The 25161-nt window shown below is 33.6% G+C and carries 26 protein-coding genes; 15 read left to right on the top strand and 11 right to left on the bottom strand.

Going from position 1 to position 25161, the window contains the following annotated elements; all coding sequences use genetic code 11:
• Window positions 1–35 precede the first annotated feature (35 nt).
• Window positions 36–2237 carry a DNA helicase RecQ gene (gene recQ, locus H7350_RS11515; protein WP_204346077.1) on the top strand — a complete coding sequence of 734 codons (2202 nt, stop codon included), beginning with the start codon at window positions 36–38 and terminating at the stop codon, window positions 2235–2237.
• A gap of 2 nt (window positions 2238–2239) precedes the next feature.
• On the opposite strand, the gene H7350_RS11510 is transcribed toward recQ, so the two are convergent.
• Window positions 2240–2695 (bottom strand): hypothetical protein, encoded by a 456-nt coding sequence (locus tag H7350_RS11510; protein WP_204346076.1) that lies wholly within the window; start codon window positions 2693–2695, stop codon window positions 2240–2242.
• Between the two features lie 116 nt (window positions 2696–2811).
• Between H7350_RS11510 and H7350_RS11505 the strand changes: the two genes are divergently transcribed.
• On the top strand, window positions 2812–3744 hold the full coding sequence (locus H7350_RS11505) for a peptidylprolyl isomerase (RefSeq protein WP_204346075.1): 933 nt from the start codon (window positions 2812–2814) through the stop codon (window positions 3742–3744).
• Window positions 3745–3827: 83 nt separating this feature from the next.
• Here H7350_RS11505 and H7350_RS11500 read toward each other — a convergent pair whose 3' ends face one another.
• Both H7350_RS11500 and H7350_RS11495 read right to left on the bottom strand, forming a co-directional pair.
• The gene (locus tag H7350_RS11500) at window positions 3828–4208 is read right to left on the bottom strand and encodes a hypothetical protein (RefSeq protein ID WP_204346074.1); all 381 of its coding nucleotides are present in this window, start codon (window positions 4206–4208) and stop codon (window positions 3828–3830) included.
• A gap of 61 nt (window positions 4209–4269) precedes the next feature.
• On the bottom strand, window positions 4270–6063 hold the full coding sequence (locus H7350_RS11495; RefSeq protein ID WP_204346073.1) for a serine hydrolase: 1794 nt from the start codon (window positions 6061–6063) through the stop codon (window positions 4270–4272).
• Window positions 6064–6261: 198 nt separating this feature from the next.
• Here H7350_RS11495 and H7350_RS11490 point away from each other — a divergent pair, with 198 nt between their 5' ends.
• From H7350_RS11490 to H7350_RS11460, 7 genes are read left to right on the top strand one after another with little or no spacing between them, the layout of a single operon-like run.
• Window positions 6262–6684 carry a DUF2141 domain-containing protein gene (locus H7350_RS11490; protein ID WP_204346072.1) on the top strand — a complete coding sequence of 141 codons (423 nt, stop codon included), beginning with the start codon at window positions 6262–6264 and terminating at the stop codon, window positions 6682–6684.
• 4 nt (window positions 6685–6688) lie between these two features.
• On the top strand, window positions 6689–7312 hold the full coding sequence (locus H7350_RS11485; RefSeq protein ID WP_204346071.1) for a tetratricopeptide repeat protein: 624 nt from the start codon (window positions 6689–6691) through the stop codon (window positions 7310–7312).
• Window positions 7313–7318: 6 nt separating this feature from the next.
• The gene (locus H7350_RS11480) at window positions 7319–8662 is read left to right on the top strand and encodes a histidine kinase (RefSeq protein WP_204346070.1); all 1344 of its coding nucleotides are present in this window, start codon (window positions 7319–7321) and stop codon (window positions 8660–8662) included.
• A gap of 13 nt (window positions 8663–8675) precedes the next feature.
• Complete coding sequence (locus H7350_RS11475) at window positions 8676–9014, top strand: 2TM domain-containing protein (protein WP_204346069.1); 339 nt, start codon at window positions 8676–8678, stop codon at window positions 9012–9014.
• Complete coding sequence (locus tag H7350_RS11470) at window positions 9014–9328, top strand: 2TM domain-containing protein (RefSeq protein ID WP_204346068.1); 315 nt, start codon at window positions 9014–9016, stop codon at window positions 9326–9328. The genes H7350_RS11475 and H7350_RS11470 overlap by 1 nt, the downstream gene beginning before the upstream one ends.
• A gap of 21 nt (window positions 9329–9349) precedes the next feature.
• A complete protein-coding gene (locus H7350_RS11465) occupies window positions 9350–9679 on the top strand; it encodes a 2TM domain-containing protein (protein WP_204346067.1) in 330 nt (109 codons plus the stop codon).
• A 57-nt stretch (window positions 9680–9736) separates the two neighbouring features.
• Window positions 9737–10492 carry a LytR/AlgR family response regulator transcription factor gene (locus H7350_RS11460; protein WP_204346066.1) on the top strand — a complete coding sequence of 252 codons (756 nt, stop codon included), beginning with the start codon at window positions 9737–9739 and terminating at the stop codon, window positions 10490–10492.
• Window positions 10493–10499: 7 nt separating this feature from the next.
• On the opposite strand, the gene H7350_RS11455 is transcribed toward H7350_RS11460, so the two are convergent.
• The 3 genes from H7350_RS11455 to H7350_RS11445 all read right to left on the bottom strand — a co-directional run bounded on the left by H7350_RS11455 (window position 10500) and on the right by H7350_RS11445 (window position 13232).
• Window positions 10500–10943, bottom strand: coding sequence for a J domain-containing protein (locus H7350_RS11455; RefSeq protein ID WP_204346065.1), 444 nt, complete (start codon window positions 10941–10943; stop codon window positions 10500–10502).
• Between the two features lie 6 nt (window positions 10944–10949).
• Window positions 10950–11969 carry a hypothetical protein gene (locus H7350_RS11450; protein ID WP_204346064.1) on the bottom strand — a complete coding sequence of 340 codons (1020 nt, stop codon included), beginning with the start codon at window positions 11967–11969 and terminating at the stop codon, window positions 10950–10952.
• A gap of 75 nt (window positions 11970–12044) precedes the next feature.
• Window positions 12045–13232 (bottom strand): LETM1-related biofilm-associated protein, encoded by a 1188-nt coding sequence (locus H7350_RS11445; RefSeq protein WP_204346063.1) that lies wholly within the window; start codon window positions 13230–13232, stop codon window positions 12045–12047.
• Window positions 13233–13383: 151 nt separating this feature from the next.
• Here H7350_RS11445 and H7350_RS11440 point away from each other — a divergent pair, with 151 nt between their 5' ends.
• The 4 genes from H7350_RS11440 to H7350_RS11425 all read left to right on the top strand — a co-directional run bounded on the left by H7350_RS11440 (window position 13384) and on the right by H7350_RS11425 (window position 18286).
• Window positions 13384–14034 (top strand): DUF4331 family protein, encoded by a 651-nt coding sequence (locus tag H7350_RS11440; protein WP_204346062.1) that lies wholly within the window; start codon window positions 13384–13386, stop codon window positions 14032–14034.
• 48 nt (window positions 14035–14082) lie between these two features.
• On the top strand, window positions 14083–14646 hold the full coding sequence (locus H7350_RS11435) for a DUF4331 family protein (protein WP_204346061.1): 564 nt from the start codon (window positions 14083–14085) through the stop codon (window positions 14644–14646).
• A 93-nt stretch (window positions 14647–14739) separates the two neighbouring features.
• A complete protein-coding gene (locus H7350_RS11430; RefSeq protein ID WP_204346060.1) occupies window positions 14740–16038 on the top strand; it encodes a tetratricopeptide repeat protein in 1299 nt (432 codons plus the stop codon).
• 13 nt (window positions 16039–16051) lie between these two features.
• On the top strand, window positions 16052–18286 hold the full coding sequence (locus H7350_RS11425; protein ID WP_204346059.1) for a TonB-dependent receptor: 2235 nt from the start codon (window positions 16052–16054) through the stop codon (window positions 18284–18286).
• A 176-nt stretch (window positions 18287–18462) separates the two neighbouring features.
• Here the strand turns inward: H7350_RS11425 and H7350_RS11420 are convergent, their stop codons facing one another.
• The 5 genes from H7350_RS11420 to H7350_RS11400 form a co-directional block, all read right to left on the bottom strand.
• On the bottom strand, window positions 18463–20046 hold the full coding sequence (locus H7350_RS11420; protein WP_204346058.1) for an alkaline phosphatase family protein: 1584 nt from the start codon (window positions 20044–20046) through the stop codon (window positions 18463–18465).
• A 34-nt stretch (window positions 20047–20080) separates the two neighbouring features.
• Window positions 20081–20485 carry a hypothetical protein gene (locus H7350_RS11415; protein WP_204346057.1) on the bottom strand — a complete coding sequence of 135 codons (405 nt, stop codon included), beginning with the start codon at window positions 20483–20485 and terminating at the stop codon, window positions 20081–20083.
• Window positions 20486–20698: 213 nt separating this feature from the next.
• Window positions 20699–21502 carry an anti-sigma factor gene (locus H7350_RS11410; protein WP_204346056.1) on the bottom strand — a complete coding sequence of 268 codons (804 nt, stop codon included), beginning with the start codon at window positions 21500–21502 and terminating at the stop codon, window positions 20699–20701.
• A 1-nt stretch (window position 21503) separates the two neighbouring features.
• On the bottom strand, window positions 21504–22034 hold the full coding sequence (locus H7350_RS11405) for an RNA polymerase sigma factor (RefSeq protein WP_204346055.1): 531 nt from the start codon (window positions 22032–22034) through the stop codon (window positions 21504–21506).
• 61 nt (window positions 22035–22095) lie between these two features.
• Window positions 22096–22716 (bottom strand): superoxide dismutase family protein, encoded by a 621-nt coding sequence (locus H7350_RS11400; RefSeq protein ID WP_204346054.1) that lies wholly within the window; start codon window positions 22714–22716, stop codon window positions 22096–22098.
• A 135-nt stretch (window positions 22717–22851) separates the two neighbouring features.
• Here H7350_RS11400 and hemN point away from each other — a divergent pair, with 135 nt between their 5' ends.
• Both hemN and H7350_RS11390 read left to right on the top strand, forming a co-directional pair.
• Window positions 22852–24216 (top strand): oxygen-independent coproporphyrinogen III oxidase, encoded by a 1365-nt coding sequence (hemN, locus tag H7350_RS11395; RefSeq protein ID WP_204346053.1) that lies wholly within the window; start codon window positions 22852–22854, stop codon window positions 24214–24216.
• A gap of 44 nt (window positions 24217–24260) precedes the next feature.
• Window positions 24261–25082, top strand: coding sequence for a universal stress protein (locus tag H7350_RS11390; RefSeq protein WP_204346052.1), 822 nt, complete (start codon window positions 24261–24263; stop codon window positions 25080–25082).
• Window positions 25083–25161: the final 79 nt, after the last annotated feature.

The following is a 25161-nucleotide window of genomic DNA, read 5'->3' as shown; positions in this document are numbered from 1 at the left end:
TTATGCAAATGTATCAAAAATACTAATAGGGATTAATGAGTATAAAAGAAATTGATATACATTCTGCACTTAAACAATACTTCGGTTTTTCTCAATTCAAAGGACTTCAGGAAAGTGTTATAAAAAGCGTTGTTGCAGGTGAGGATGTATTTGTTATTATGCCAACAGGTGGAGGGAAATCGTTGTGTTATCAACTTCCAGCACTTATAAAAGACGGCACTGCAATTATTGTTTCACCTTTAATTGCCTTAATGAAAAATCAGGTTGACGCTATTCGAGGTGTCTCTAATGAAGAAGGTGTAGCACATGTTTTGAACTCTTCTTTAAATAAAACTGAAGTTAAGCGTGTTAAAGAAGATATTACTAATGGTGTTACTAAACTATTATATGTCGCTCCAGAATCATTAACCAAAGAAGAACATGTAGAGTTTCTAAGATCGGTAACGATATCTTTTATGGCTGTCGATGAAGCCCATTGTATTAGTGAATGGGGTCATGATTTTAGACCAGAATACCGAAACCTTCGTCATATCATTAAACGTATAGGTGATAATATTCCAATTATAGGCTTGACGGCTACTGCCACGCCTAAGGTTCAAGAGGATATTTTAAAGAGTTTAGATATTCAAAATGCAACAACTTTTAAGGCCTCTTTTAATAGACCTAATTTGTATTATGAAATACGTCCGAAAACTAAAAACGTAGATGCTGATATCATTCGTTTTGTAAAAAAGAATGAAGGCAAATCAGGTATTGTTTACTGTCTTAGTCGAAAGCGCGTAGAAGAATTAGCTCAAGTCTTGCAGGTTAATGGTGTGAAAGCGGTTCCATATCACGCAGGTTTAGATCCTAAAACCAGAGTCAAACATCAAGACATGTTCTTAATGGAAGATTGCGATGTTGTTGTGGCTACTATTGCCTTCGGAATGGGAATTGATAAACCTGATGTTCGCTTTGTTATTCATCATGATATACCAAAAAGTATAGAAAGTTATTATCAGGAAACTGGTCGTGCTGGTCGTGATGGAGGCGAAGGTCACTGTTTGGCATACTACGCTTATAAAGACATTGAAAAATTAGAAAAATTCATGTCTGGTAAACCTGTTGCCGAACAAGAAATTGGACATGCTTTATTACAAGAAGTAGTCGCATTTGCTGAAACTTCGGTGTCGAGACGAAAGTTTATTCTTCATTATTTTGGAGAAGAATTTGATAATGCTACTGGTGAAGGTGGTGATATGGACGATAATGTTAGGCATCCTAAGAAGCAACATGAAGCTCAAGATGAAGTTGTGACCTTATTAGAAACTGTTGAAAAAACTAATGAGAAGTATAAGTCTAAGGATTTAGTACAAGTATTGATAGGAAAAACCAATGCGTTAATTTCTTCTCATAAAACTGACGGACAACCATTTTTTGGTATTGGAAAATCAAAAGATAAAAGGTATTGGATGGCTTTAATACGTCAGGTATTAGTCGCTGGATATCTTAAAAAAGATATTGAAACCTATGGTGTGTTGAGGTTGTCTGATGAAGGTCGGGCTTATATAAAATCTCCAGAATCATTTATGATGACCGAAGATCATGTGTTTGATGAAGAGAGTGATGACGGTATTGTAACTGCTGCCAAAGGTGGAGGTGGTGTTGCTGATGAAACATTAATGAAAATGCTTAAAGACCTTCGCAAACGAAATGCTAAAAGCTTAGGCGTACCTCCATTTGTTATTTTTCAAGATCCTTCATTAGAAGATATGGCACTCAAATATCCTATCACTTTAGAAGAGATGAGTAATGTTCATGGTGTTGGAGAAGGTAAGGCAAAAAAATACGGTAAAGATTTTGTGGCTTTAATCGCTCAATATGTTGAAGATAATGATATAGTGCGACCAGATGATTTTGTTGTTAAAAGTACGGGTTCAAACTCGGCTATTAAATTGTATATCATACAAAATGTAGATCGTAAATTACCACTTACAGATATTGCTTCATCTAAAGGAATGTCTATGCCAGAATTCATCAAAGAAATGGAAGCCATTGTCTATTCTGGAACCAAATTAAATATCAACTACTGGTTAGATGATTTATTAGATGAAGATCAGCAGGAAGAAATTCATGAGTATTTTATGGAATCTGAAACCGATAAAATCGATTTGGCTATCGAAGAATTTGATGGCGATTATGATGATGAAGAACTGCGTTTATATCGCATCAAGTTTATAAGTGAAGTTGCAAACTAGATTTATTCTTCTTCATCATTAAGATGAATGACAGAAAATATAATGTCTTGCTTATCGCAACTTAAACTAAATTGATCAATAGCTTTAGGGTGTATTTTTTCTACATTCTGTTCTTCTATTTGAAAATCAATTTTAGTGATACTTCTCCCTTTTATATCAGTAGGATCTGATTCTAATTCAAAAGAATCTGACTCTAGTGTAAAGGTTGATGTTTGACCATGTATACTAAGTTGTGCTCCTTTTTTAGTTTTAATTTTAAATGTTCCGACAATAACTGTCTGAAAAAAATAATAACCACCAAGCTCATTTAAGCCAGCATATAATACATTATGTTCAGAAATGGCAAATGGTTGATGCTCTATATCGTTAATAATAGCATCGGTTGTATCTGAAATTGCTGTAGCGGAATTGGTTTTAGAATTTCCGAAGGCAGTTTTTAATTTTGTAATAAAACTCATAAGGTTTTCAGTTTCAGCAAAACTAATCTTATGAGCATCAATATCCAAATTGTAGTTCTAACTTCGCTCTTCTAATAGAGTTTCATATCTTTGCACCTCAATTTAAATTTAATACAATGCAAGACGGTTTATACGCAAAATTTAATACCACAAAAGGCGCTATTTTAGTCGCTTTAGAATTTCAGAAAACTCCAGGAACAGTAGGTAATTTCGTGGCTTTAGCTGAAGGAAATTTAGAAAATGAAGTAAAGCCGCAAGGCACACCTTATTATGATGGGTTAAAATTTCACAGAGTCATTCCTGATTTTATGATTCAAGGTGGTTGCCCTCAAGGGACTGGAACAGGAAATCCAGGTTATAAATTTGATGATGAATTTCACCCAGATTTAAAACACGACGGACCAGGCGTATTGTCTATGGCAAATGCAGGACCAGGTACCAACGGAAGCCAGTTTTTTATTACACACGTTGAGACACCTTGGTTGGATAATAATCATACAGTCTTCGGAAAAGTGATAGAAGGACAAGATGTCGTAGATGCAATAGCTCAAGGTGACGAAATTGAAACTTTAGAAATTGTTAGAGTTGGAAGCGACGCTGAAAACTTTAATGCTGTAGAAGCATTTAGAGTTTTTGAAGGTGCTAGAGAAGCAAGAGTTGCGGCTGAAAGAGAAGCAGCAAGAGCTGAGTTGGATAAATTGGCTTCAGGGTTTGAAGAAACTAAAAGCGGATTGCGTTACCAGATTATCCAAAAAGGAGCAGGTAAAGCTGCTGAAGCTGGTAAAATGGTGTCAGTACATTATAAAGGTCAGTTAGCAGATGGAACCGTATTTGATTCATCATACAAAAGAAATGCACCATTAGATTTTCAAGTAGGTGTTGGTCAGGTTATTCCAGGTTGGGATGAAGGGATTTGTTTGCTAAATGTTGGTGACAAAGCGCGACTAGTAATTCCTAGTGATTTAGGTTATGGTGCAGCTGGTGCTGGAGGTGTGATTCCACCAAATGCAACTCTGGTTTTTGATGTAGAGTTAATGGATGTCAAATAAGTTACGCATCTTAGATTCCGATTTTATAAAATAAAAAAAGCACCAATGTATTTGGTGCTTTTTAAGTTTATCTTCTTCTAAAGTTAATTGTTCTTATAGGTTAAATCGACAATAAGTTCTGCAGTCTTCTTATTGAAAACGACCTTATAAGTCGAATTTTTCGTATCATTTTCTTTAACATACAAGTCGTCAACTAAAGTGAAATCATTTCTGGAGATATAATCATTCACATCTACTGTATTAGTGTCAATTACAAATTTAGAGACCTTCCTGTTATCTTTGCATTCGCAATCTGTCGATGAAATTTCAGGAACGTTTATACCTGTTCTTAATTCGATGTTATCAATATTATACAATTCACAAGACTGAGAATCGTAAATGATTTTTCCGAAGAGATGAAATCCACCATATAACATCGCCATAAAAAGAGCGATGGTTGCCAGACCAATGAGAAGCCTTTTCATACTGTTGGTTTATATATTAAACGTGAACATTATAAATTTAGTACTACAAAACACAATCAATTTATTTACGTTTAGCAACAAATGTACCGTTAGGTTGAATGGCTTTTAACTCAGTTATGGTGCCGTCATCAGAAGCTATAAATTCAACTTTAAAACCTTCAAGAGTTTTAAATGAAAACTTGTGCTCTGCTGTTGCTATCAATTCATATTCAGGTTGCCCTTTGATAAAAAGATGAAGCGCTTCTTTTTTAATAAATACTTTTATTGTTGTTCCAGAAATGTCGTATTCGCCTGTATATTGTTCTAAAGTTTTAGTGTCAACATCAATGCTGTTTGGAGTGCGTTTAAATTCAAGAGCATCTAGTGTTGGTTCAATTTTAAGTTTTGCTCCAGAAATATCACCTGCATCATTGGTCGCAAAAGTGATTTTTATTGATTTTCCATACGAAGCCGTATCAACTTTACCTTCAACAACATCAATCATCTCAAATACATCATAATGATAGTGACGTAAATAGATTTTATCTGAATTGATGGTGCTAAATAAGGAGTCATGTTGTGATACGATTTCAAATGTTCCATATCCATCATGAGTATATTTCCCTGTATAGTCTAAGCTAATATGAGATGGTTTAGTGTTTTTCACATTAGAGGTTTCCGAATTTTCTTCAGCCTCTTTTTGTGCTTTTTTGCCTTTTTCGAGATTCTCTTCATAGCGTCCAACCCAATCAGAACGTTCCTCACCAATCATTCTATCGGCAATTGTATTTCTTACCAATGATGGTACAGGCGACCCATTTTGATTTGCCAATACTACAATACCAATATTATCACTAGGGAAAAATGCTACATTGGCTGAAAATCCATCAATGTTTCCACCATGATCAACACGATAATGCCCTTTATAAGATTGTAAAAACCATCCATATCCATAATTTGAAAAATGAATATCTGGAAATTTATCATCAGGTGTATTGCCACCAACAACCATTTGAGAACTCATTGCTTCGTTGATATAGCTTTCAGGAATGATGTCTTTATCCTTGTATTTACCATCATTTATCCATGTGATTAACCACTTAGACATATCATTAACACTACTGTTTATACTTCCAGCAGGAGACATTCCGGCAATGTCGTAATAGTCCATTTTTTCAATCTTGTCATCCTTTACTTCATACCCAAATGCTGCGTTTGAACTTGATTTCATTTCAGCAATTGTAGCATTAGTTCGTGTCATTTCTAAAGGTGCAAAGAAGTAATCCTTTAAATTATCTTCCCAGCTTTTACCTGTAATACGCTCTGCAATCACACCTTGAGCCAGGAACCCAAAGTTATTATAATACCATTGTTGTCTAATTCCGGTAAACGGTTCATGATGTTTGATACGCATCAAAAGACTGTCTTTACTATGTGTAGGGAAGTAATACCACGAACCGTCATGGCGTGGTAATCCTGTACTATGTCTCATCAGATCTTTGATAATCATGTTGTTATTCATATTGTCGTCAAAGAACTCTAATTCAGGAATATGTTTTCTAGGATTATCATCAAAAGATAATTTATCATCGGCTCTTAATAAACCCAAAATAGCCGAAGTAAAGGCCTTTGTGGAGGAGCCTATAGCAAAAAGTGTATTGGCATCAACTGGAATTTTATTTTCATAATCGCTATAACCAAACCCTTTAGCGTATACAATTTTATCGCCATCTACAACAGCTACAGCAAAACCTGCTGCTTTAGTTGCTTCAAGAATTTTATTCAGTTCTTTTTCGACGCCTTTAAGTCGTTTGTCTTGCGCATCAATTGAAATTGTCATCAATAATGCACATAAGAATAAAGCTAATTTTTTCATTTGTATTGGTTGTTTTTGTATGAATAAGTACAATGTTAGTAGTGTTGTATCGCAATAAGTTACTCAAATCTTCAGATTTTTTACAATTCATCTTTAAAAAAATACAATTCGGTCATTCCTTTTTTTTAAAAGCCGACTTCCGTTAGATATTTGTCATATCAATTCAACTGAACTATTTTCAGTAAAACCAATAATATTATGAATGTATTAGTCAAAGTTTTTATTTTCCTTGTGTTTAGCCAAATGCTTAATGCACAAGATGTCAAAGGACAGGATGTTACCGTTAAAATCAATAATTTGAGTAGTAACACAGGAAAAGTATTTGTATCAATTTACAACACTGAAACCTCTTTTTTAAGCAAAGGGTATAAAGGAACCAAGAGTTTGATTGAAAATAATAGTTGCGAAGTAACTTTTAAAAATATCCCAGCAGGCGTATATGCTATTTCCTTTTTTCACGATGAAAATGAGAATAATAAAATGGATAGTAATTTTCTAGGCATTCCAAAAGAAGATTATGGCTGCTCAAATAATGCCAGAGGTTTTATGGGACCTCCAAAGTGGGACGACGCAAAATTTGAAGTAAAAAATGAATCAATAACACAAACTATAACACTTTAATATCATGAAAAAATTAATAATTATCGCATTAGTACTCGTCTCAGGAACAATCTATGCACAAACTAATTTTGAAAAAGGAATGCAAAAAGCATTTGGCCTTTGGCAAGAAAATAAGTTAGATGAAGCTGAAAATATGTTTGAGCGTATTTCAAATGCTGAAACCGACAAGTGGTTGCCACATTATTATATTGCTCAAATCAATAGCCTAAAAAGCTGGAATGTTAAAGATGAAAACATATTGAAAGCGCAATTAGATAAAGCACAAGAACATATTAACTCAGCTATGGCTATCAGTAAGGATAATCCTGAAATTATAGTATTGCAAGCTCATATTTTAACCAATTGGGTGGCCTTTGATGGTATGACTTATGGAATGAAGTACTCTGGAAAAATAACAGAACTGTATGCCAAAGCCGAAAAAATAGCACCTCAAAATCCTAGAGTAGTTTTTAGCAAAGCAGAATGGGGTATGGGAAGTGCTAAATATTTTGGACAAGACACTAAGCCCTATTGTGCTGAAATTGAAAAATCCATAGAACTTTTTGCTACCTTTAAACCAGAAAGCGACTTACATCCTAACTGGGGAAAACAGCGAGCAGAACAGGTTACTAAATCATGTAAAGAATAAGAGATCATGACTAAATCAATTAAAAACATCATAATTACCTTCATTATCGGTTGTATTGTTTTCGTTATTGGAAATGCATTATCTGACGGGTTTAACTTTAAAACTATTAATGATTTTTTAATTGATTTTGGATTCTATCAATTATATGCCTTCGTTTTAGGATATACTAATATGGCATTCTTTGATTATATGGAGCATCGTCAATGGAAAAAAGGTGATACCATCAAACGTATCGTCATTGGTATCATTGGGTCTACAATAATCACCTTAATTGCTTTGTTTTTATTACGAGCATTAGTTTCAGTATTGCTGTATGGTTTGACCTTTGAAACGTTTCTCAAAAATGAAACCTGGCAAGGCTATAGTTTTGGGCTCTGGATTACCTTGAGTATCGTATCGGTATTTCATGTTATATTTTTCTATAACAGATACCAAAAAAATAAAATTAAAGAGCAAAAGGTAATTGCAGGTACAGCAAGTGCAAAATTTGATGCTTTAAAAAACCAGCTGGATCCACACTTTTTGTTTAATAGCTTAAATGTTCTAACCAGTTTAATTGAAGAAAATCCTAAGAATGCACAAAAGTTTACAACCTCATTGTCAAAAGTATACCGTTATGTACTTGAGCAGAAAAATAAGGATCTAATTACTGTTGATGAAGAATTAAATTTTGCACGAACTTATATGTCGCTTTTAAAAATGCGATTTGAAGACAGCATTATTTTTGAAATACCTGATCAAGCCACAAACCCTGAAAGTAAAGTAGTGCCTTTATCCTTACAACTTTTGTTAGAAAATGCTGTAAAACATAATATGGTAACCAGTAGCAAACCTTTATACATCAAAATTTATGAGTTAAATGGTATGCTCGTTGTTGAAAATAACCTTCAACCAAAACAAATTGTAAAAAAGAGTAGTGGTGTAGGCTTAGAGAATATCAAACAGCGATATAAATTATTATCAAATAAAACCGTATCAATCAATCAACAAGCAAACCGTTTTGCAGTAGCAATACCAATGCTTACAAAACAAGTATCAATCATGAAAGCAATTGAACCAAAATCAAAATTTGACGACAGATATGTCAGAGCACGTAAGCGTGTTGAAGACATGAAAGAATTTTATTATAGCCTAATCTCCTATTGTCTTGTCATTCCATTCTTATTTTTCATCTGGTATCGGTATACACCAAATACTATACAGTGGTTTTGGTTTCCAATGTTTGGATGGGGAATGGGATTAGCATTTCATGCCTATAAAGTATATGTCAATGATGGCGTATTAGGAAAGAACTGGGAACAGCGTAAAATTGAAAAATTTATGCGTGAGGAAGAAGATCGTTGGAATTAAATAACTAAGTAAAATGGAACATAATACAGATCATAACGTAAATATTAGAGGTCAAAGAGCTTTTGAAAAAGAAGAAGCTTACTTAAGAGCTCAAAAAAAGGTAAAAGCACTTATTGGTTTTTACTGGCACTTTGCCTCATATGTTATAGTCAATATCTTTATCATTGTCTTAATCGTAACTAATGGTGGAGAACTATGGAGTTTTGGAACATTTGCAACAGCCATATTTTGGGGAATAGGTGTCTTTTTTCACTTTATGGGTGTTTACGGACCTGATTTTTTATTCGGAAAGAATTGGGAAGAGCGTAAAATAAAAGAACTTATGGATAAAGATAAAAAGCACTGGGAATAATGAAAACAGACGATTTTTTATATCAAGAGCGTTATCAATTTGCAGCAAAACGCGTTAAACAACTCAAAAAGTTTTATTCGCATCTTATAGTTTATATTGTCGTAAATCTTGTGATATGCTATATAAATATTCAAAATTTAGATGAAGGTGAAAGTTATTTTCATTGGCAAAATTTTATCACATTTTCATTCTGGGGAATTGGTTTATTAGCTCATGCGGCTTCTGTGTTTTTACCAAATTTGATCTTTGGGAAAAACTGGGAGTACAGAAAGGTTAAAGAATTTATGGATAAGGAACATCAATCTTGGGAGTAATTAATTTAAAGTAATCATAATATGGCACTCAATAATGATGAAAACAAACGATTTTTAGAGGCAAAGCGAAAAGTCCAGAAAATTAAAATTTTCTATTTGCATGTCATGCTATACCTAATTGTAATCGCACTTATTTCGTATAATTTTTACATTTTAGAAGGACCTTATACCGATGTGATAACTGGATTAAATATTTCTGTAATTGTATTTTGGACTATTTTTATAGTCATACATGCCTGGAGTGTATACAAAGGTAGATTCCTTTTTAATAAGAGCTGGGAGGATAAAAAAATAGAAAAGATTTTAGAGGAGAAAAACAAAGATGAAGTAGAAACTAAAATCTGGGAATAAACATATATAAGAGAGTTACATACATTTATAAGTAAAGACATAAATTTTTAAAAGCAGATGAAAATAATCATTATTGAAGACGAAAAACCTTCAGCAAGACGCTTGCAACGCATGCTAACTGAATTAGACCTTGAGGCTCAAACCATGTTGCATTCTGTTGAAGAATCCATAGCCTGGTTCCAAAACAATGCACATCCAGATTTGATATTTTTAGATATTCAGCTTAGTGACGGATTGTCGTTTGAAATTTTTGAGACTATTGACATCAATTCGGCAGTCATTTTTACAACAGCTTATGATGAATATGCTTTACAAGCTTTTAAATTAAATAGTATTGATTATTTATTAAAACCTATCGATGACGATGATCTCGCTAGAGCTGTTTCAAAGTATCAGGAGCGCTTACCAAAACAGCAATCGGTTACACTCGATTTTGACGATATAAAAAAGTTACTGGTAAACCCTATTGAGCGTGAATACAAAAAACGATTCTCAGTGAAAGTTGGCCAACACCTGAAGTTGATAAATATTGATGACATCGAATGTTTTTATAGTGAGAATAAAGGTACCTATGCTTATACCTCTGAAGGAAGAAATTATCTGCTCGATACCACTTTAGAGCAATTAGAGGATGAGTTAGAACCTCATAAATTTTTCAGAATTAGCCGAAAGTTTTACGTGAATGTAAATGCCATCAAGGATATGGTGAGTTATACCAATTCTAGACTTCAGATTAAGTTACATACATTTAATGAACAGGACGTTATTGTCGCCAGAGAACGCGTGAAAGATTTTAAAGAATGGCTCGCTTAAACAGGGTTTAGAAGATATCAAACAAATCGCCAATATCTCCAAAAGCATCTTCAATTCCGTCAATTAAGTCACCCGAAAATAATGTGCTTAAGCCAACGTCTAAAAAAAGATCCAGTGCAAGTAATTCAGTTAATGAACTACTCCAATAGTGTTCAGAATTTTTCTTAGATTCTTCTTTCCATTCGTTATATTGTGTTTCAGCTTGAGGTTCTACAACCACTAGAGTACTATTTTTTGACTTCAATAGCATGTCATCATAGATGTGGCGTTTTTTTGGATTAGAAAGAATATCAAAAGCTTCAACCAATTGATTAAATCTAACTTTTGCATCTTCCGAAGAATTATTATCTGGGTGATACAAGGCAATTTCTGTTCTGAATGCTTTTTTGATGTCATTAACATCTGCTGTATTATCAATATTGAGAAGCCTGTAATAGTTTGGTAGTTCCATCATTAATTAGTTTGAAATATAGGATTCTAGTTGCGATTTGAAATTTTGATTGTCATCTACAAATAGAAGCAATGTCTTGAAAGTTTTAGGCTTTCCGTAGATAAAATGGAGATGCTGAGGCGTTTTTAGTTGTATTTTGATATTACATTGTTCTAGTGTTCCTAGTAGTGATAGCGTCTTAGTACTTTTTTGTTCATTATAATCTGAAGAATTTATTAATTCAATACTGCTAATGTCTTCATGTAGAATATGAGTTTCGCTTAGCATCCCAAACCGCAAATGTAAATGATCGTTAGCTAAAATAATTGGCCGTTTGGGAACAGATCTAATAATGCCTATCAATTGAAAAGCCGAATAAATACTCAATATTGTTAATATCCAAGCTAGTGTCGGACTCCACTTTGAAACGAGCACATGAACAGTAACCATTTCAATTGCTACAACAAAAATAATAGCGCCAAGAGTAGATAAAATACCAGAGCCTTTATAGTTAGAAAATTCATTGGGCTTAAGTGGTATACTTTTAAAATTAAAAAAGCCATAATATATGAGAGCGATTTCATTAGTAACCAATTTTGCTACAGTTTTAGGAAACAATGAATTACAGGTCTCTACTAAGGCATCATAAAAATCAGAATGCTCGTTTGCTGTCATTTTATAAATCTTAACAGCCTTGCTAACTTTTAATATAATTAATGATATTACTGAGAGTTCTACGAGTGGAATGAGCCATGTTTTTGCTATTTGTAATGCATCCTGATGTGCTGAAGGAATGGTATAAGACGCAATTAAAATACATAGAAAAAGACAAGGTACAACCGTTAAGTTTGAGATATTACGTTTTCTAATAAGTAGAAAATAGATTACTGGAATTGTGACAATAAAGTCTATAGTAATAAAAGTTGATAAGGATTTCTGGTTAGCTAAAAATACACCAGAATTTAAGAGTAAGACTAACGATAATATTAGTACTAATGGAATGATAAAAGCTAACGCATTTAGTTTTAAAGTCGACGGTTGATCCATATCTCTTCTGCTTTAATGAGACTACTTTATATGACGCACTTTATCAATAAATGTTACTGTTTTTGACTAAAAAAATTAGTCATTAATTCTATTGTCATCAAAGGCAGATGGTAATAAATTAGGAATTAATTTAGCAAATAGTGGTAATAAAATAGCACCTCCAGGTAGCATGAAAATAGCTAAACTAGGAATTGTTTTAAGAATATCAAGTAACTGAGCTTGCAGCTGCTTTTGTTCGTCTTTACTCAAATCGGTTTGAGTTGATTTAGTAATCAATTGCATTAACTCTTTACTCTGATTAATTTCTTTAACCAGGCGTTTGCTATTTCGTCTGAGTAATTTATTAACCAGTTGTGATGAATTTTCATAAAAATTAGAAAAAGGATTGGTTTGCTGAAATAATAAAACCTCTTTTTTATGTACGTTATGAAATTTTGAAACACAAATTAATGAATCCTGAATTTCAGAATTTTCAAGCTCTAATTTTTTTGCAAGCGCTCTTAAAAATTTATATTCTGTCTTTTCTAAGATTTCATCATCCCAAATAGCCAGACACATCAAATCTAATAAATACTTTTTTTCAGTTGAATTAATATTATAATCTATATCATATATTAAATCTACCATATCTATATCTTCATCATCAATATAAGATGTCGATAATTCCATAATATCAATAATCTCTTTATCGTAATCGGTAATTCTACGTTTAGAATTAAGCGATTGATACAAGGTGCCTATAATGATACTTTCTAGATTCGCGGCGTATGATTTTGGCTCAATAGTCTGATTTAAAAAACTGTCAAAGGTTAGAACGTCCACATATAACAGTGAATTGGTAATAGATTTATTGAAATTTCTGGTTAATAAATTATCATCGATTTGAATTCTATCATGAATGAGACGTTCTAACATAGAATTCTCACTCTTACCAATCACTAATTTATCCCAAAGCGATAAATCTGAAACTTCTAGAGCTTTATAAAATGCCAGCAAATCTTTTATAAAAAACTCTGTAGCAAATGTAGCTTTAGAAAAATAGTACATATGATAAAGTCCGGTAAGTAAATTGATTTTAGCAAGTTCATCTTCAGAGTAGGTATGAAGAAACCCTATTTTATCTGTGTGCTTAACATTAACACCATAGATAAAGCCATAATCTTTTAAACCAGTATATAGTTCGTCTTTAGTTTTAAAAGGAACTCCGTTTTTAGATAACTGATAACAAAATTTTTCAATCCAACCGCTTGTAGATGGGTTCATATGCCAAATTTAAAGTCAATACAAAGTTAAGTTTTTATCAGTATAAATTACGTTTTAATCGTATTAACATAAAATTAACAAAACCGACATTGAGATATTTGCGTAAATGTTAGCAGAGACAAATAAATAATTAACAAAAATCTCATTTATTATGAAAAAATCAAGAATTTTAATTGGAGCTGCAGTCTTAACCATTGCTGGCTTTTTTGCAATTGCAGCAGATCATATTGATGCGCCTGCAGTTGCTGGTGGTGCCAGTGATATTACTGACATCTATGCGTTTCAGGGCGCCAATACTAATAATATAGTATTTGTAGCAAATGTTCAGGGACTATTATCACCTGGAAGCACAGCTAGTGCTGCATTTGATGAAAATGTATTAATAGAATTTAATATAGACAATGATGGCGATGCTGTGGAAGATTTGGTGATTCAAGCAACTCCAAGAGATGGTAAAATGTACTTTTTTGGACCATTTGCACCAACTCAAACAGGATTAAATAGTACTATTTTTTCTTCTGACGGATTTAATACTGTTGATATTACGCCTTATGGTGATGCAGCTATCGTAGAAAACAATAATGGAATGAGCTTTTTTGCAGGACCTCGTGATGATCCATTTTTTATGGACTTTGCCAGATATGGTGAAATCATTGCAGGTAATGAAACGATGTTTAGTGACCCAGGAACAGATAGTTTTGCTGGTACCAATGTGCTATCAGTAGTTGTAGAATTACCTAAATCAATGGTAGGTTCTGGAGACTCTGTTAATATTTGGGTAGAATCTAAAAGAAAACAATAAGACATCTATTACTTATATAGAATCATAAACAAACAAAATTTAAAGAATATGAAATTCAATAATATAAAATTAGCAGCAATCGCATTGCTCGTATCATTCTCAGCTTATAACTGTAGTAGTGATGATGATAACGGACCAACTGGTCCAACAGGTCCAAATTTCACTGGGATTTATGCTCAGGAAGATCAAATGGGTAGACCAGCAATAAATACAGTATTTGTAGATATGATGGATAAAAATGCATTTAATACAACTATTCCTTCTAATCAAAATGCAGCATTTCAATCGAAGTTTCAAGCAAAATTAGAAGCCTTAAACCCAGCACACGCCGATCCAGCGTACACCAATGCTTTAGGGTTTAATGCAGAGCAATTTACTGGCGCTTTAGCAACAGATGTATTGACTGTGTCTTTAACAGGAACAACAACATTTTTTGATGGAGAAAATGTACTAACAGGACGTACTTTAGCTGATGATGTAATTTCAGTAGAATTATTACTCATCTTTGGTGGTCCAATGGGTACAGATAACCCTGGATTGACAAATGATAATGTTGATGGTAATGATAAGCCATTTTCAACATCATTCCCATACCTAGCCTCACCTTGGTAGAATTAGTCTAACTCTGAAATGGGAACCTAACAATCCCATTTCAGAGTTTATTATCTCAACAATAAACACTCTAGAAAACCAAAAGACACTATTATGAACTCTAAATACAACATACTAATTTTCGTATTTGTAACATTGCTTTGTACGAATTGTAATATCATACCCAATTCACAAATCACAGATGCAAACGACTATGATGCCTACCTTACCACTGCTGAAAACGCTACACTAGACCGCATAAAACAAGATGAAGTGTTTTGGTCTGATAAGCTAAAACAAACACCAAACCAATTTCCGTATAGAGGAAAATTAGCATCTACTTATGCTGAATATTTCTCAGCTACCGGAACAATAGAATATCTTATTAAAGCCGAAGAACAACTGCTCAAGGTTAACGAAATAACTAAGTATGAAAACCCATCATACCTTAGAAGTTTAGCACTTAATTACATATCGCAACATAAATTTAAAGCCGCTTTAAATCATCTTGAAAAGGCTGAAGCTTTAGGAGAAAACCTTCAATCTACACGAAAAATGTTATTTGACGTTCACTTAGAATTAGGTAATTACGACAAAGCACAATCTTATTTGTCAACCTTTGAAAATTTTAGTGATTTCGATTACCTCATACGCTTGTCAAAATGGAGTGATCACAAGGGTAATTTAGATGCAGCAATCAAATATATGGAAAAGGCTATGGCTGTAGCTGAATCATCAAACCTAAATCATCTAAAGCAATGGTCATATACGAATATTGCTGATTTTTACGGACACGCAGGTGAGATTGAAAAATCATATGCTTATTTCTTAAAAGCGCTTGAACTTAACCCTAACGATGCTTATGCTAAAAAAGGAATAGCCTGGATTGTATATTCACATGAAAAAAAACCTGCAGAGGCATTACGTATTTTAAATACGGTAACCACATCTTATAATGCTCCTGATTATTATTTGCTTAAAGCTGAGATTGCTCAATATATGGGGTTTGACGCCATTAGTAGAGCTCAATTAGACTTATATAAAACAGCTATGGAGAATGAGTCTTACGGAGACATGTATAATAAATACAATGTATTACTTTATACTGGTAATGATCATATGCTTGAAGAAGCGATAGCTATTGCTAAAACTGAAGTTGAAAACAGACCGACACCACAATCTTACGATTTATTAGCCTGGTCTTATTTCAAAAACGGACACTTAGATAAAGCACTTGAAATTGTCGAAAGTCACATCATAGATAAAACTTACGAACCAGAAACCTTATACCATGTTGCTGAAATTTATAAAGCAGCAGGAAAAACAGAAGACATCATACCGCTTAAAGAAGAATTATTAGCAAGTATTTATGAGTTAGGTCCAACAATGAGAGACGATATTAATCAACTTTAAAAGCACCTAACTCATGAACTTTCTTAGATATTTTGCGTTGCTTTCACTAGTGGCGTTGACAAATAGTACGCATGCTCAACAGCTAAAAGGCTTTGTGTTTAATGAAATTAATCAGCCTTTAGAAGCAGCATATGTTTATAATTTAAATTCAAAAAGCCATGCACACACTTCAGAAAATGGTGTGTTTGTCTTAGAACAAAGTAAACCTGGCGACTCAATTAAAATTGGGCTGTTAGGATATGAAAACAAAGTAATGATAGTAGAGGAATCAAGTTTTCAAACAACTCTCAACATTATTTTAGAAGGAAAAACGTTTCAATTAGAAGAGATGGTTATAACAGAAGAACTCAATGCTCTAAGCACAATTACCAGATTAGACTTAACTACTAGTCCGGTAAATTCGTCGCAGGAAGTATTGCGTAAAGTTCCAGGTTTAATCATTGGTCAACATGCTGGAGGCGGAAAAGCTGAACAGTTATTTCTAAGAGGTTTTGATGTAGATCATGGTACAGATGTTTCGATCTCAGTAGATGGTATGCCAGTAAATATGGTGTCTCATGCTCATGGTCAAGGTTATAGTGATTTACATTTTTTAATTCCAGAAACTGTGAATAAAATTGACTTCGGAAAAGGGCCTTATTATGCTCAGGAAGGCGATTTCAACACCGCAGGTTATGTGGATTTTTCAACCAGAGATTATCTGAAAGAAAGTCAGATATCAATGTCTGTTGGCGATTTTAATTCCTTCCGAACTTTAGGACTGTTTAATGCACTAGAAAACACAAAGCGACAAAATGCTTATATCGCTGCTGAATATATTTCAACTGACGGACCATTTGAATCACCACAAAATTTTAACCGTTTAAATCTTTTTGGAAAATACGTCATGTTTTCTCCCGAGAATGATAAATTAAGTCTTACAGCCTCACATTTCACGAGCCGCTGGGACGCTTCAGGTCAAATTCCACAACGTGAAGTTGATAATGGTAATATAACGCGTTTTGGTGCTATTGATGATACCGAAGGTGGAGAGACAGAACGTACAAATGTCAACGTCGAATATAGTAAGCACATTTCAAATGCTACTACACTGAAGTCTAATGCTTTTCATTCGCATTATGCATTTGAACTCTACTCTAATTTCACCTTCTTTTTAGAAGATCCTATAAATGGAGATCAAATAAAACAAAAGGAAGACCGACAAATATTTGGGGTCAATACTGCCATTACCCATAATACCTTTTTGGGGCAAACCGAACTAACTTTAACTTCAGGCTTAGGTTTTAGACATGATATTATTGATGATGTTGAGTTGTCAAGAACTTTAAATCGTCAAACCACTTTAGAACAGATACAATTAGGAGATATTAATCAGACTAATATTGATGCATTTATAAATGCAAATTTTGAATTCGGAAAATTAAGTATAGCTCCAGCCTTACGACTAGACTATTTTAAATTTTTATATAATGATAAATTACAAAACGAATACACCTTGCAATCAGAAACAAAAGCCATTGTTAGTCCAAAATTAAATGTCTTTTATGATGCTGAAGAAAATCTGCAATTATTCTTAAAATCTGGTATTGGTTTTCATTCTAATGATGCGCGTGTGGTAGTTAATAATTTAGGAGAAGATATCCTTCCACGAGCATACGGTCTAGATATAGGAAATATATGGAAACCAACCAAAAATATGGTGGTACATACTGCTTTATGGTATTTGTTTTTAGAGCAGGAATTTGTGTATGTTGGTGACGCCGGAATTGTAGAACCAAGTGGAAAAACTGAGCGATATGGCTTAGATTTAGGATTGCGTTATCAATTTAACGACTGGTTGTACTTTGATAATGATATAACACTTACAAAAGCAAGAAGCTTAGAATCTCCAGATGGAGAAGATTATATTCCTTTGGCACCAGATTTAACGCTTTCAGGAGGACTTTCTGTTAATGATATCAATGGATTTTCAGGAGGTATTCGCTATAGGTATATAGACGATCGTCCAGCAAATGAAGATAATAGTATTGTTGCAGAAGGTTATTTTATAACCGATTTCAATGCTAATTATACCTTTAATAATATCACATTAGGTGTAATTGTAGAAAATATTTTTGATGTCGAATGGAACGAAACTCAATTTGCAACAGAATCGCGTTTACAAAATGAAATGCAATCTGTAGAGGAAATTCATTTTACACCAGGAACTCCCTTTTTTATTAAAGGAAGTATCAGTTATAAGTTTTAGAAAAATTTACCAATAATTTGAGGGAATTACTTGGTTAAAGCTAACAATAAATTGATTAAGAGTTGTTTGAGTTACCGTAACTTATGTTATGGTATTTTTAGAGTTTTTTTGTTAGTGAAACACCTGCTTTTAGCAGGTGTTTCTTTTTTATACTATAATTAAGATTATTACAAGTTCTATCGATTTTTTACAGCTTTTAGTGCTGCCTTTAACCGTTTGGATAAATCTACTACAGTTTCAGCATCTATTAATTTTGGTAGTTGTAAGGAATCGGCTTCTTCTTTACTTAAACCTTCTTTTTTTAGTACCCGATGTAATAAGCTATGAGCCATTCGTAAATGAATGTCATTTGGAGGTGTTGTATTTTCAATGCCTTCCAATGTTTTTGGATGTTTGTTGACTTCCACAATTGGAATATCTTGACGAATAGGGTTGCCTTCAAAAACACATTCAAAAGTTGGAGCATTGGCTGTTCTTCCTCCCAGACCCCATGAAGATTTTGGAATACCAAACATATTTAAGATTGTAGCAATGACAGAAGTATGATCAAAAGGAGTAGGGCCTTTGGCTCTAAATACCGTAGACTCTGGTACTCGAGGCGATATTAATAACAGTGGCACACGTACACCAAAGCGCTTAAAATCAAAACCTTCTTCTCTGTTTTCTTTTTTTGGTGCTGGAGTACCATCACTTGCCCAAGGTTCAGTAGCACATGGCGATGGACCAACATGATCATAGGTTCCGCCATGCTCATCAAAATTGATAATAAACAAAGTATTAGCCCAAGCTTCTTTATTTGAGGTTAAATAATCGTATATTTTTTTTACAAATGCTTCTCCTGGAATCAAATTAGTTGGTGGATGATAATCATTACCATTTATACCATAATCTCTATCGTCTATGGGCATTTCTAATCCCCATTCGGGTTCGAGAAAGCAAACCTTTGGTAAGGTGCCTGCTTTAGCACGCTCGAAAAACGTGTCTATTTTATCAAAATGCTGATCAAAGAGTTCAGGTTGTAACTGAGTCATTAAATCACGAGTATAGGCATAACCTTCAACGCCAAGCAAATCTTCCCACCAGGTACCTTTACTGTAATAATGCATCCAATCTGAAGGTTGATCAAAACCGTGGTCACTTAAAACATTCCACATGGTTTTTTGATTAAATTGGTGACCAACAGGCTGACTCAAATGCGGAGGAACGTGACTAAAATCTCTGTTGTTTACAAATGCTTCGAGTTCATTATTATCGTTAATACCTAAAGAGTTTCCTGCAGCCGCAAAAGCACGATTGCAATTGGTTTGTGTTGGTACAGAACAAAAATAATGGTCAGAAACAGCAAAATGCTTAGCTAGCCCATTTATGACTGGTAAATCTAAAGGTGTATAGCTTTGCATGATTTGATGTGTTTGATCATGATAGCTGGCAAAATCTTTATAAAATCCGCTCATTGGAGGTGGTATTTTACAAGATTGATTTTCAGTTGTATCAAAAAGCTGAATATTCACATGTCCGTATTTTTCATGTGGATCATGAACAGGAACATTCATATTATCAACACCTTTTACTACATAATGCTTATTCCCATTACTGTCTAGATTAAAGTAAGTGTTTTCTTTTAGACCGTTGTAAGTGGGTGAAACTTGTGACGGTATATTGACCAATGGAGGATGTTCATCATAAAGCCAGCCTAAGAGTTGGTCTAAAGAACGGTTTTCAAGCATCAAATAAACAATATGTTTGATTTCAGTTTTCATAATATGAATTGGTTAAAGGTGTATTAAGACTGACTTAGATAAATGATTCTACTTTTATGGTATGAAAACCATAAGCATCTTGAATTGAAATTGTCTCTGGAGTAGTTTCCAGGCCTAAACCTGAAGTCCATTGTGCAGTGTGATAAGTAACCATGTTAAAGTACTGGCTCGAATTATTTTGCATTAATTTATAGTTGCCAGCATGAGCTTCAAAATACAGATGGACTTCAGGTGTTGGAAAATACCAACCATTAGCAATGATGATTAGTATATCGTTTCCTGTTTTTGCATACTGACGTTTGTAAGCTTTGTATACCAAATCGTAAGCATTGGCTAAAACAGGTTGTTTATTTGCTGCTTCTTTACGATACTTTGCTAATAAGTCTTGGTTGTCTTTAGATTGAGTGTGCTTAATAGCATCTTCTTTAGAAATAGTCATACGAAAGTTATTTTGTTTCATTATAAAATTACAATATAAACACAACGTCTGTATGCGTATAAATACCTGAATTACAGTCTTGAAGATGGTTGAAGGTATTGGTGCTATTAGTTCTTCTCAGGAACATGATAGCATAAAATTTCCAACATTTTTGTGTATAAAAAAACGCCAAACTTTCGTCTGACGTTCATATAATATTAATGCATTTTTTTATTAAGGTTGTGATACAACACCAAGAGTATGAAGCTGCTCAATTGTAGGTGTTTCACTTCCGCCTGCAGGTTCTAAAGTGATTCCGAAGGCTTGACTTTCATTAGCATTGGTAATCGTAAATATTTTGTTGTCGTCATCATTAAAGTTGTCAATTGTACCTAAACTTGTTGGTGTAAGGGGATTTAAGGTCAACGACCAAACTTGCCAAACTTTACCTTCTGGAGCATCAGGTAAGCCTTGAGCATCTAAATAAATGCTGTTATCTTCTTTGTTCCAATAAACTTTCGCGTAGCTATCAGTAAAATCACCTTGACCTCCTAAAGGTACTGAGATAATATCTCTGTCTCTTAAAATGTTTAGTAAGTTTTCTTTGACTGCTAAGTCAGTTTTAGCTTGCTCAATTTGTTGTTCCAAATACAAGTTTTGCATATCAATTTCAGAAACCTGAGATTCTAATTGCTTATTTTGGTTTAGAGACCATAATAATCCTGCTCCAACAATTAGTGCTGCAGCCCATCCAGTATAAGTTAACCAGTTATATCGTGGTTTATCTATAGAAATCACCTTTACATCTTGTCCGCCAAACTGAAGTTTATCCTTAATAAGCTGTAAGAGATGCATGTTGTCACTAGGCGACATGGCGGAAGACAATTTAATCACAGCCGATTCTATTTCTAGAACTTCTTGTAAAACCTCAGGATGTTTCAGCATCATTTCCTGAACATCTTTGTTTTCATTTTCAGTCAATTGACCTGCAACAAAAAGTTCTAAAATTCCTGATTCTATGTAAGCTTTTATATCCATGTTATTCTAATACTAATACTCTTAAATCTTTGATACAGTTTCTGTTTCTTGTTTTAATTGTACCAATTGGGATATCTAATTCTTCAGAGGTTTCTTTTTGGGTATAACCTTTAAAGTATAAATACTCTATGATTTTTTTACATTTTTCACCAAGAGCCTTGACATATTTTTTTATGCCAATGGCGTCCATTCTATTATTTAGATTATCAGAGCTTTCTAAAATATCTACGAAAAATTCGGCATTAAGGTTTTTGCCAGAATTTTTATAGGCCTTTGATCTGGTTTTATCAATAGCAGCATTACGCGCAATATTGAGAATCCAGGTAAAGAATCGTCCCTTACTTGCATTATAAGAATCTGATTTATGCCAAGCTTTAATAAAGACATCCTGCATCACTTCTTCAGCAATTTCATGGTCTCTAACGATATTATAAATAATACCATGCATGCTATCGCTGTACATATGATATAGTTTGTCGAAAGCTCTTTGGTCTTTGTTCTGAAAGTCAGTAACTAATTGATCTAATTCCATAATGTTTTAAAAGGTTGTGCTTTTAGGTGTCTAAGCGTATATATAATGTGAAGTTGCGATATTACTGAATAATACCACCACAACTAACACGGCTTCCAGCAGCTCCAGATGGTTGTGATTTGTAATCATCTATACCTTGGTGAACAATAATAGCTTTACCAAGAATGTCTTTCGTGTCATCTCCACATCCAATACACCACTCGTCGGTAATTTTTGTAATCGTACCATGACCATTGTCATTGGCATTAAAGTTTCCTATATCACCTTTATGATATCCAGAATCATTTCCCCATTTACCGTGTGGTTGACCTGTAGGATTCCAATGTCCTCCTGTAGACGAGCCATCATCAGAAGAGCAATCTGCTTTTTCGTGGATATGTATGGCATGTTCCCCTTTTGTTAAGCCGTCTAATACAGCAATCATAGTAACTACACCTTGATCTTGAGTAAAAACTACATTACCAGTTACGCCACTATTGCTTTTTGCATCAAGCTTAATAGTTACTTTTTTCTTGTCGGCATAATAAGCTGGTTCATCTTTTGACGTTTGACGTTCTTTAGTCGTTTCTGTTTTTACAGCCTCAGTGTCATTGGTCTCAGGAGTAGTTTCCTTTTTATCAGATTTACATGAGATATGTAAGCTTAACGCTAAAATTGTAATGTATAAAATTGAACGTTTCATTGGTTTAGTTTTAAATGTTAATATATGTTGAAAGATAGTTATTATTTGAATCGTAATAAAATTATTTTCAAGATATGACATATGTCATGTTCTATTAACGCAAATGCGCATAATTTTGACTCAAATTGTTTAGGTATGTGCAATTCATTAGTCAATAAGTATAATGTGGCTGGTCCTCGTTATACAAGTTATCCAACTGTTCCGTATTGGGACAATATGTCATTTTCACTCAAAAAGTGGAAGGCATCATTACAACAATCATTTAATGAGAGTAATGCTTCCGAAGGTATAAGCCTTTATATTCATTTACCGTTTTGTGAAAGCATGTGCACCTTCTGTGGTTGCAATAAACGTATCACTAAGCGTCATGATGTTGAGCGCCCTTATATTAAGGCACTATTAAAAGAATGGAGTTTATATCTTGAGTTGTTAAATGAACGACCAAAAATTAAAGAGCTGCATATTGGTGGTGGAACACCTACATTTTTTTCTTCTGAAAATTTAGAATTTTTAATTAAAGGGGTTTTAAGACAAGCAACGCTTGCAGAAGATTACGAATTTAGCTTTGAAGGTCATCCTAATAATACCACTCAAAACCAGCTTCAAACATTGTACAATTTGGGATTTACCAGAGTGAGTTTTGGAGTTCAGGATTATAATGCAACTGTTCAAAAAGCGATCAATCGTATCCAACCTTTTGAAAATGTCGAAGCTGTAACTTCAATGGCAAAAGCTATAGGTTATACTTCTGTAGGACATGATATTATTTTTGGTCTCCCATTTCAAACGGAAACTCATGTTAAAAAAACCATTGAAATGACTAAGGAGTTGTTACCCGATCGAATTGCATTTTATAGTTATGCGCATGTGCCATGGCTAAAAGGGAATGGGCAACGAGGATATCAGGAAACCGATTTGCCTTCAGGCGAATCTAAGCGAGCACAATATGAATTAGGCAAAAGACTTTTAAGTGAAGTGGGATATCATGAGATTGGAATGGATCATTTTGCCTTAAAAACCGATTCGTTATTCAAAGCAATGTCAACCAATAGCCTACATCGCAATTTTATGGGTTATACAGCATCTAAAACCCAAACAATGATAGGTTTAGGCGTATCATCTATAAGTGATAGTTGGTATGGGTTTGCTCAAAATGTGAAAGGAATTGAAGCGTATTATCATTTGGTAGAGCAAGATATTATTCCTGTATTTAGAGGTCATATTTTAAACAGGGAAGATTTAATTGTGAGACAGCATATTTTAAATTTGATGTGTCATTTTGAAACCTCATGGACAATTAAAACACTTTATATTGATGCGTTAGAGGATATTGTTTTTTCACTTAGAGAAATGGAAGCCGATGGCTTAGTGGTTATTAACGATAAACAGATTAAAGTAACGCACAAAGGGCAACCTTTTGTTAGGAATGTCTGTATGGCTTTTGATGTATTACTCCAGCGAAAACAACCTAGCACAAAATTATTTTCAATGACTGTCTGAGTGATGGTCTGACTTTTATAAAACAAACACTAAATATAGTAATTATGGACAAGATAATAGTACCAATAGATTTTTCTGAATACTCTGAATATGCACTAGAAACTGCTGCCATTTTAGCAAAACGAAATCATGCAGATCTAATAGTTTTACATATGCTTGAACTTGAAAAGGGAAGCTTAATTAACTCCAGTAATGATCAAAATGAAAAAATGGTATTCTATTTAAAACTTGCAGAGCAAAAGTTTGAAACATACTTAGATAAAGATTATTTAGAAGGCATCAAGGTCACACCAATAGTTAAACATTTTAAAGTGTTTAGCGAAGTTGCTGAAGTAGCTCAAGAACACAATGCTGATATGATTGTTATGGGATCGCACGGAACAAGTGGTTTATCGGAAATTTTTGTTGGTTCAAATACAGAAAAAGTGGTGAGATATTCTGAAATACCAGTTTTAGTAGTCAAACAAAAGCCTACTAAATTAGATTTTGAAACCGTAACTTTTGCTAGTGATTTCTCTGAAAGCATGGTTGAACCCTATCTAAAAGCACGTCAGTTATTTGATAGTATTAAACTTATTTATGTTAATGTGCCTGGTGAAGGTTTTAAGAGTTCAGCTGAAATGGAACAAACAGTAGCTAATTTTCTTCAAAAAGCCGATGGGAATTTAGATAAACTTAATGATGTACATTACATATCAGATTATACTGTAGAAAAAGGAATATTGAACGCTTCAAGCCTTTTGGGAGCCGATTTAATTGCAGTGCCTACTCATGGAAGAAAAGGTCTGGCACATTTCTTTACAGGAAGCATTTCTGAAGATGTTGCAAATCATGCGACACTGCCTGTAATCACATTTAAGATTTAGTTTTAAGTATTAGATTTTTATCTAAAACAAAAAAAGCTTGAGTTATATGCTCAAGCTTTTTAATGATGTTAATTGAGAA

The organism is Psychroserpens algicola (assembly GCF_014526325.1).
Taxonomy (GTDB): Bacteria; Bacteroidota; Bacteroidia; order Flavobacteriales; family Flavobacteriaceae; genus Psychroserpens; species Psychroserpens algicola.
This window is presented reverse-complemented; position numbering and strand designations above follow the sequence as displayed.

Excerpts from the sequence above, each read along its gene's own strand:
- H7350_RS11445 (WP_204346063.1), bottom strand. The coding sequence starts at position 13,232 with ATGAACCCATCTACAAGCGGTTGGATTGAAAAATTTTGTTATCAGTTA.
- H7350_RS11410 (WP_204346056.1), bottom strand. The coding sequence starts at position 21,502 with ATGGATATAAAAGCTTACATAGAATCAGGAATTTTAGAACTTTTTGTT.
- H7350_RS11405 (WP_204346055.1), bottom strand. The coding sequence starts at position 22,034 with ATGGAATTAGATCAATTAGTTACTGACTTTCAGAACAAAGACCAAAGA.
- H7350_RS11505 (WP_204346075.1), top strand. The coding sequence starts at position 2,812 with ATGCAAGACGGTTTATACGCAAAATTTAATACCACAAAAGGCGCTATT.
- H7350_RS11480 (WP_204346070.1), top strand. The coding sequence starts at position 7,319 with ATGACTAAATCAATTAAAAACATCATAATTACCTTCATTATCGGTTGT.
- H7350_RS11400 (WP_204346054.1), bottom strand. The coding sequence starts at position 22,716 with ATGAAACGTTCAATTTTATACATTACAATTTTAGCGTTAAGCTTACAT.
- H7350_RS11430 (WP_204346060.1), top strand. The coding sequence starts at position 14,740 with ATGAACTCTAAATACAACATACTAATTTTCGTATTTGTAACATTGCTT.
- H7350_RS11485 (WP_204346071.1), top strand. The coding sequence starts at position 6,689 with ATGAAAAAATTAATAATTATCGCATTAGTACTCGTCTCAGGAACAATC.
- recQ (WP_204346077.1), top strand. The coding sequence starts at position 36 with ATGAGTATAAAAGAAATTGATATACATTCTGCACTTAAACAATACTTC.
- H7350_RS11415 (WP_204346057.1), bottom strand. The coding sequence starts at position 20,485 with ATGACTATTTCTAAAGAAGATGCTATTAAGCACACTCAATCTAAAGAC.
- hemN (WP_204346053.1), top strand. The coding sequence starts at position 22,852 with ATGTGCAATTCATTAGTCAATAAGTATAATGTGGCTGGTCCTCGTTAT.
- H7350_RS11500 (WP_204346074.1), bottom strand. The coding sequence starts at position 4,208 with ATGAAAAGGCTTCTCATTGGTCTGGCAACCATCGCTCTTTTTATGGCG.
- H7350_RS11490 (WP_204346072.1), top strand. The coding sequence starts at position 6,262 with ATGAATGTATTAGTCAAAGTTTTTATTTTCCTTGTGTTTAGCCAAATG.
- H7350_RS11455 (WP_204346065.1), bottom strand. The coding sequence starts at position 10,943 with ATGGAACTACCAAACTATTACAGGCTTCTCAATATTGATAATACAGCA.
- H7350_RS11390 (WP_204346052.1), top strand. The coding sequence starts at position 24,261 with ATGGACAAGATAATAGTACCAATAGATTTTTCTGAATACTCTGAATAT.
- H7350_RS11470 (WP_204346068.1), top strand. The coding sequence starts at position 9,014 with ATGAAAACAGACGATTTTTTATATCAAGAGCGTTATCAATTTGCAGCA.
- H7350_RS11460 (WP_204346066.1), top strand. The coding sequence starts at position 9,737 with ATGAAAATAATCATTATTGAAGACGAAAAACCTTCAGCAAGACGCTTG.
- H7350_RS11510 (WP_204346076.1), bottom strand. The coding sequence starts at position 2,695 with ATGAGTTTTATTACAAAATTAAAAACTGCCTTCGGAAATTCTAAAACC.
- H7350_RS11435 (WP_204346061.1), top strand. The coding sequence starts at position 14,083 with ATGAAATTCAATAATATAAAATTAGCAGCAATCGCATTGCTCGTATCA.
- H7350_RS11495 (WP_204346073.1), bottom strand. The coding sequence starts at position 6,063 with ATGAAAAAATTAGCTTTATTCTTATGTGCATTATTGATGACAATTTCA.
- H7350_RS11440 (WP_204346062.1), top strand. The coding sequence starts at position 13,384 with ATGAAAAAATCAAGAATTTTAATTGGAGCTGCAGTCTTAACCATTGCT.
- H7350_RS11475 (WP_204346069.1), top strand. The coding sequence starts at position 8,676 with ATGGAACATAATACAGATCATAACGTAAATATTAGAGGTCAAAGAGCT.
- H7350_RS11425 (WP_204346059.1), top strand. The coding sequence starts at position 16,052 with ATGAACTTTCTTAGATATTTTGCGTTGCTTTCACTAGTGGCGTTGACA.
- H7350_RS11450 (WP_204346064.1), bottom strand. The coding sequence starts at position 11,969 with ATGGATCAACCGTCGACTTTAAAACTAAATGCGTTAGCTTTTATCATT.
- H7350_RS11420 (WP_204346058.1), bottom strand. The coding sequence starts at position 20,046 with ATGAAAACTGAAATCAAACATATTGTTTATTTGATGCTTGAAAACCGT.
- H7350_RS11465 (WP_204346067.1), top strand. The coding sequence starts at position 9,350 with ATGGCACTCAATAATGATGAAAACAAACGATTTTTAGAGGCAAAGCGA.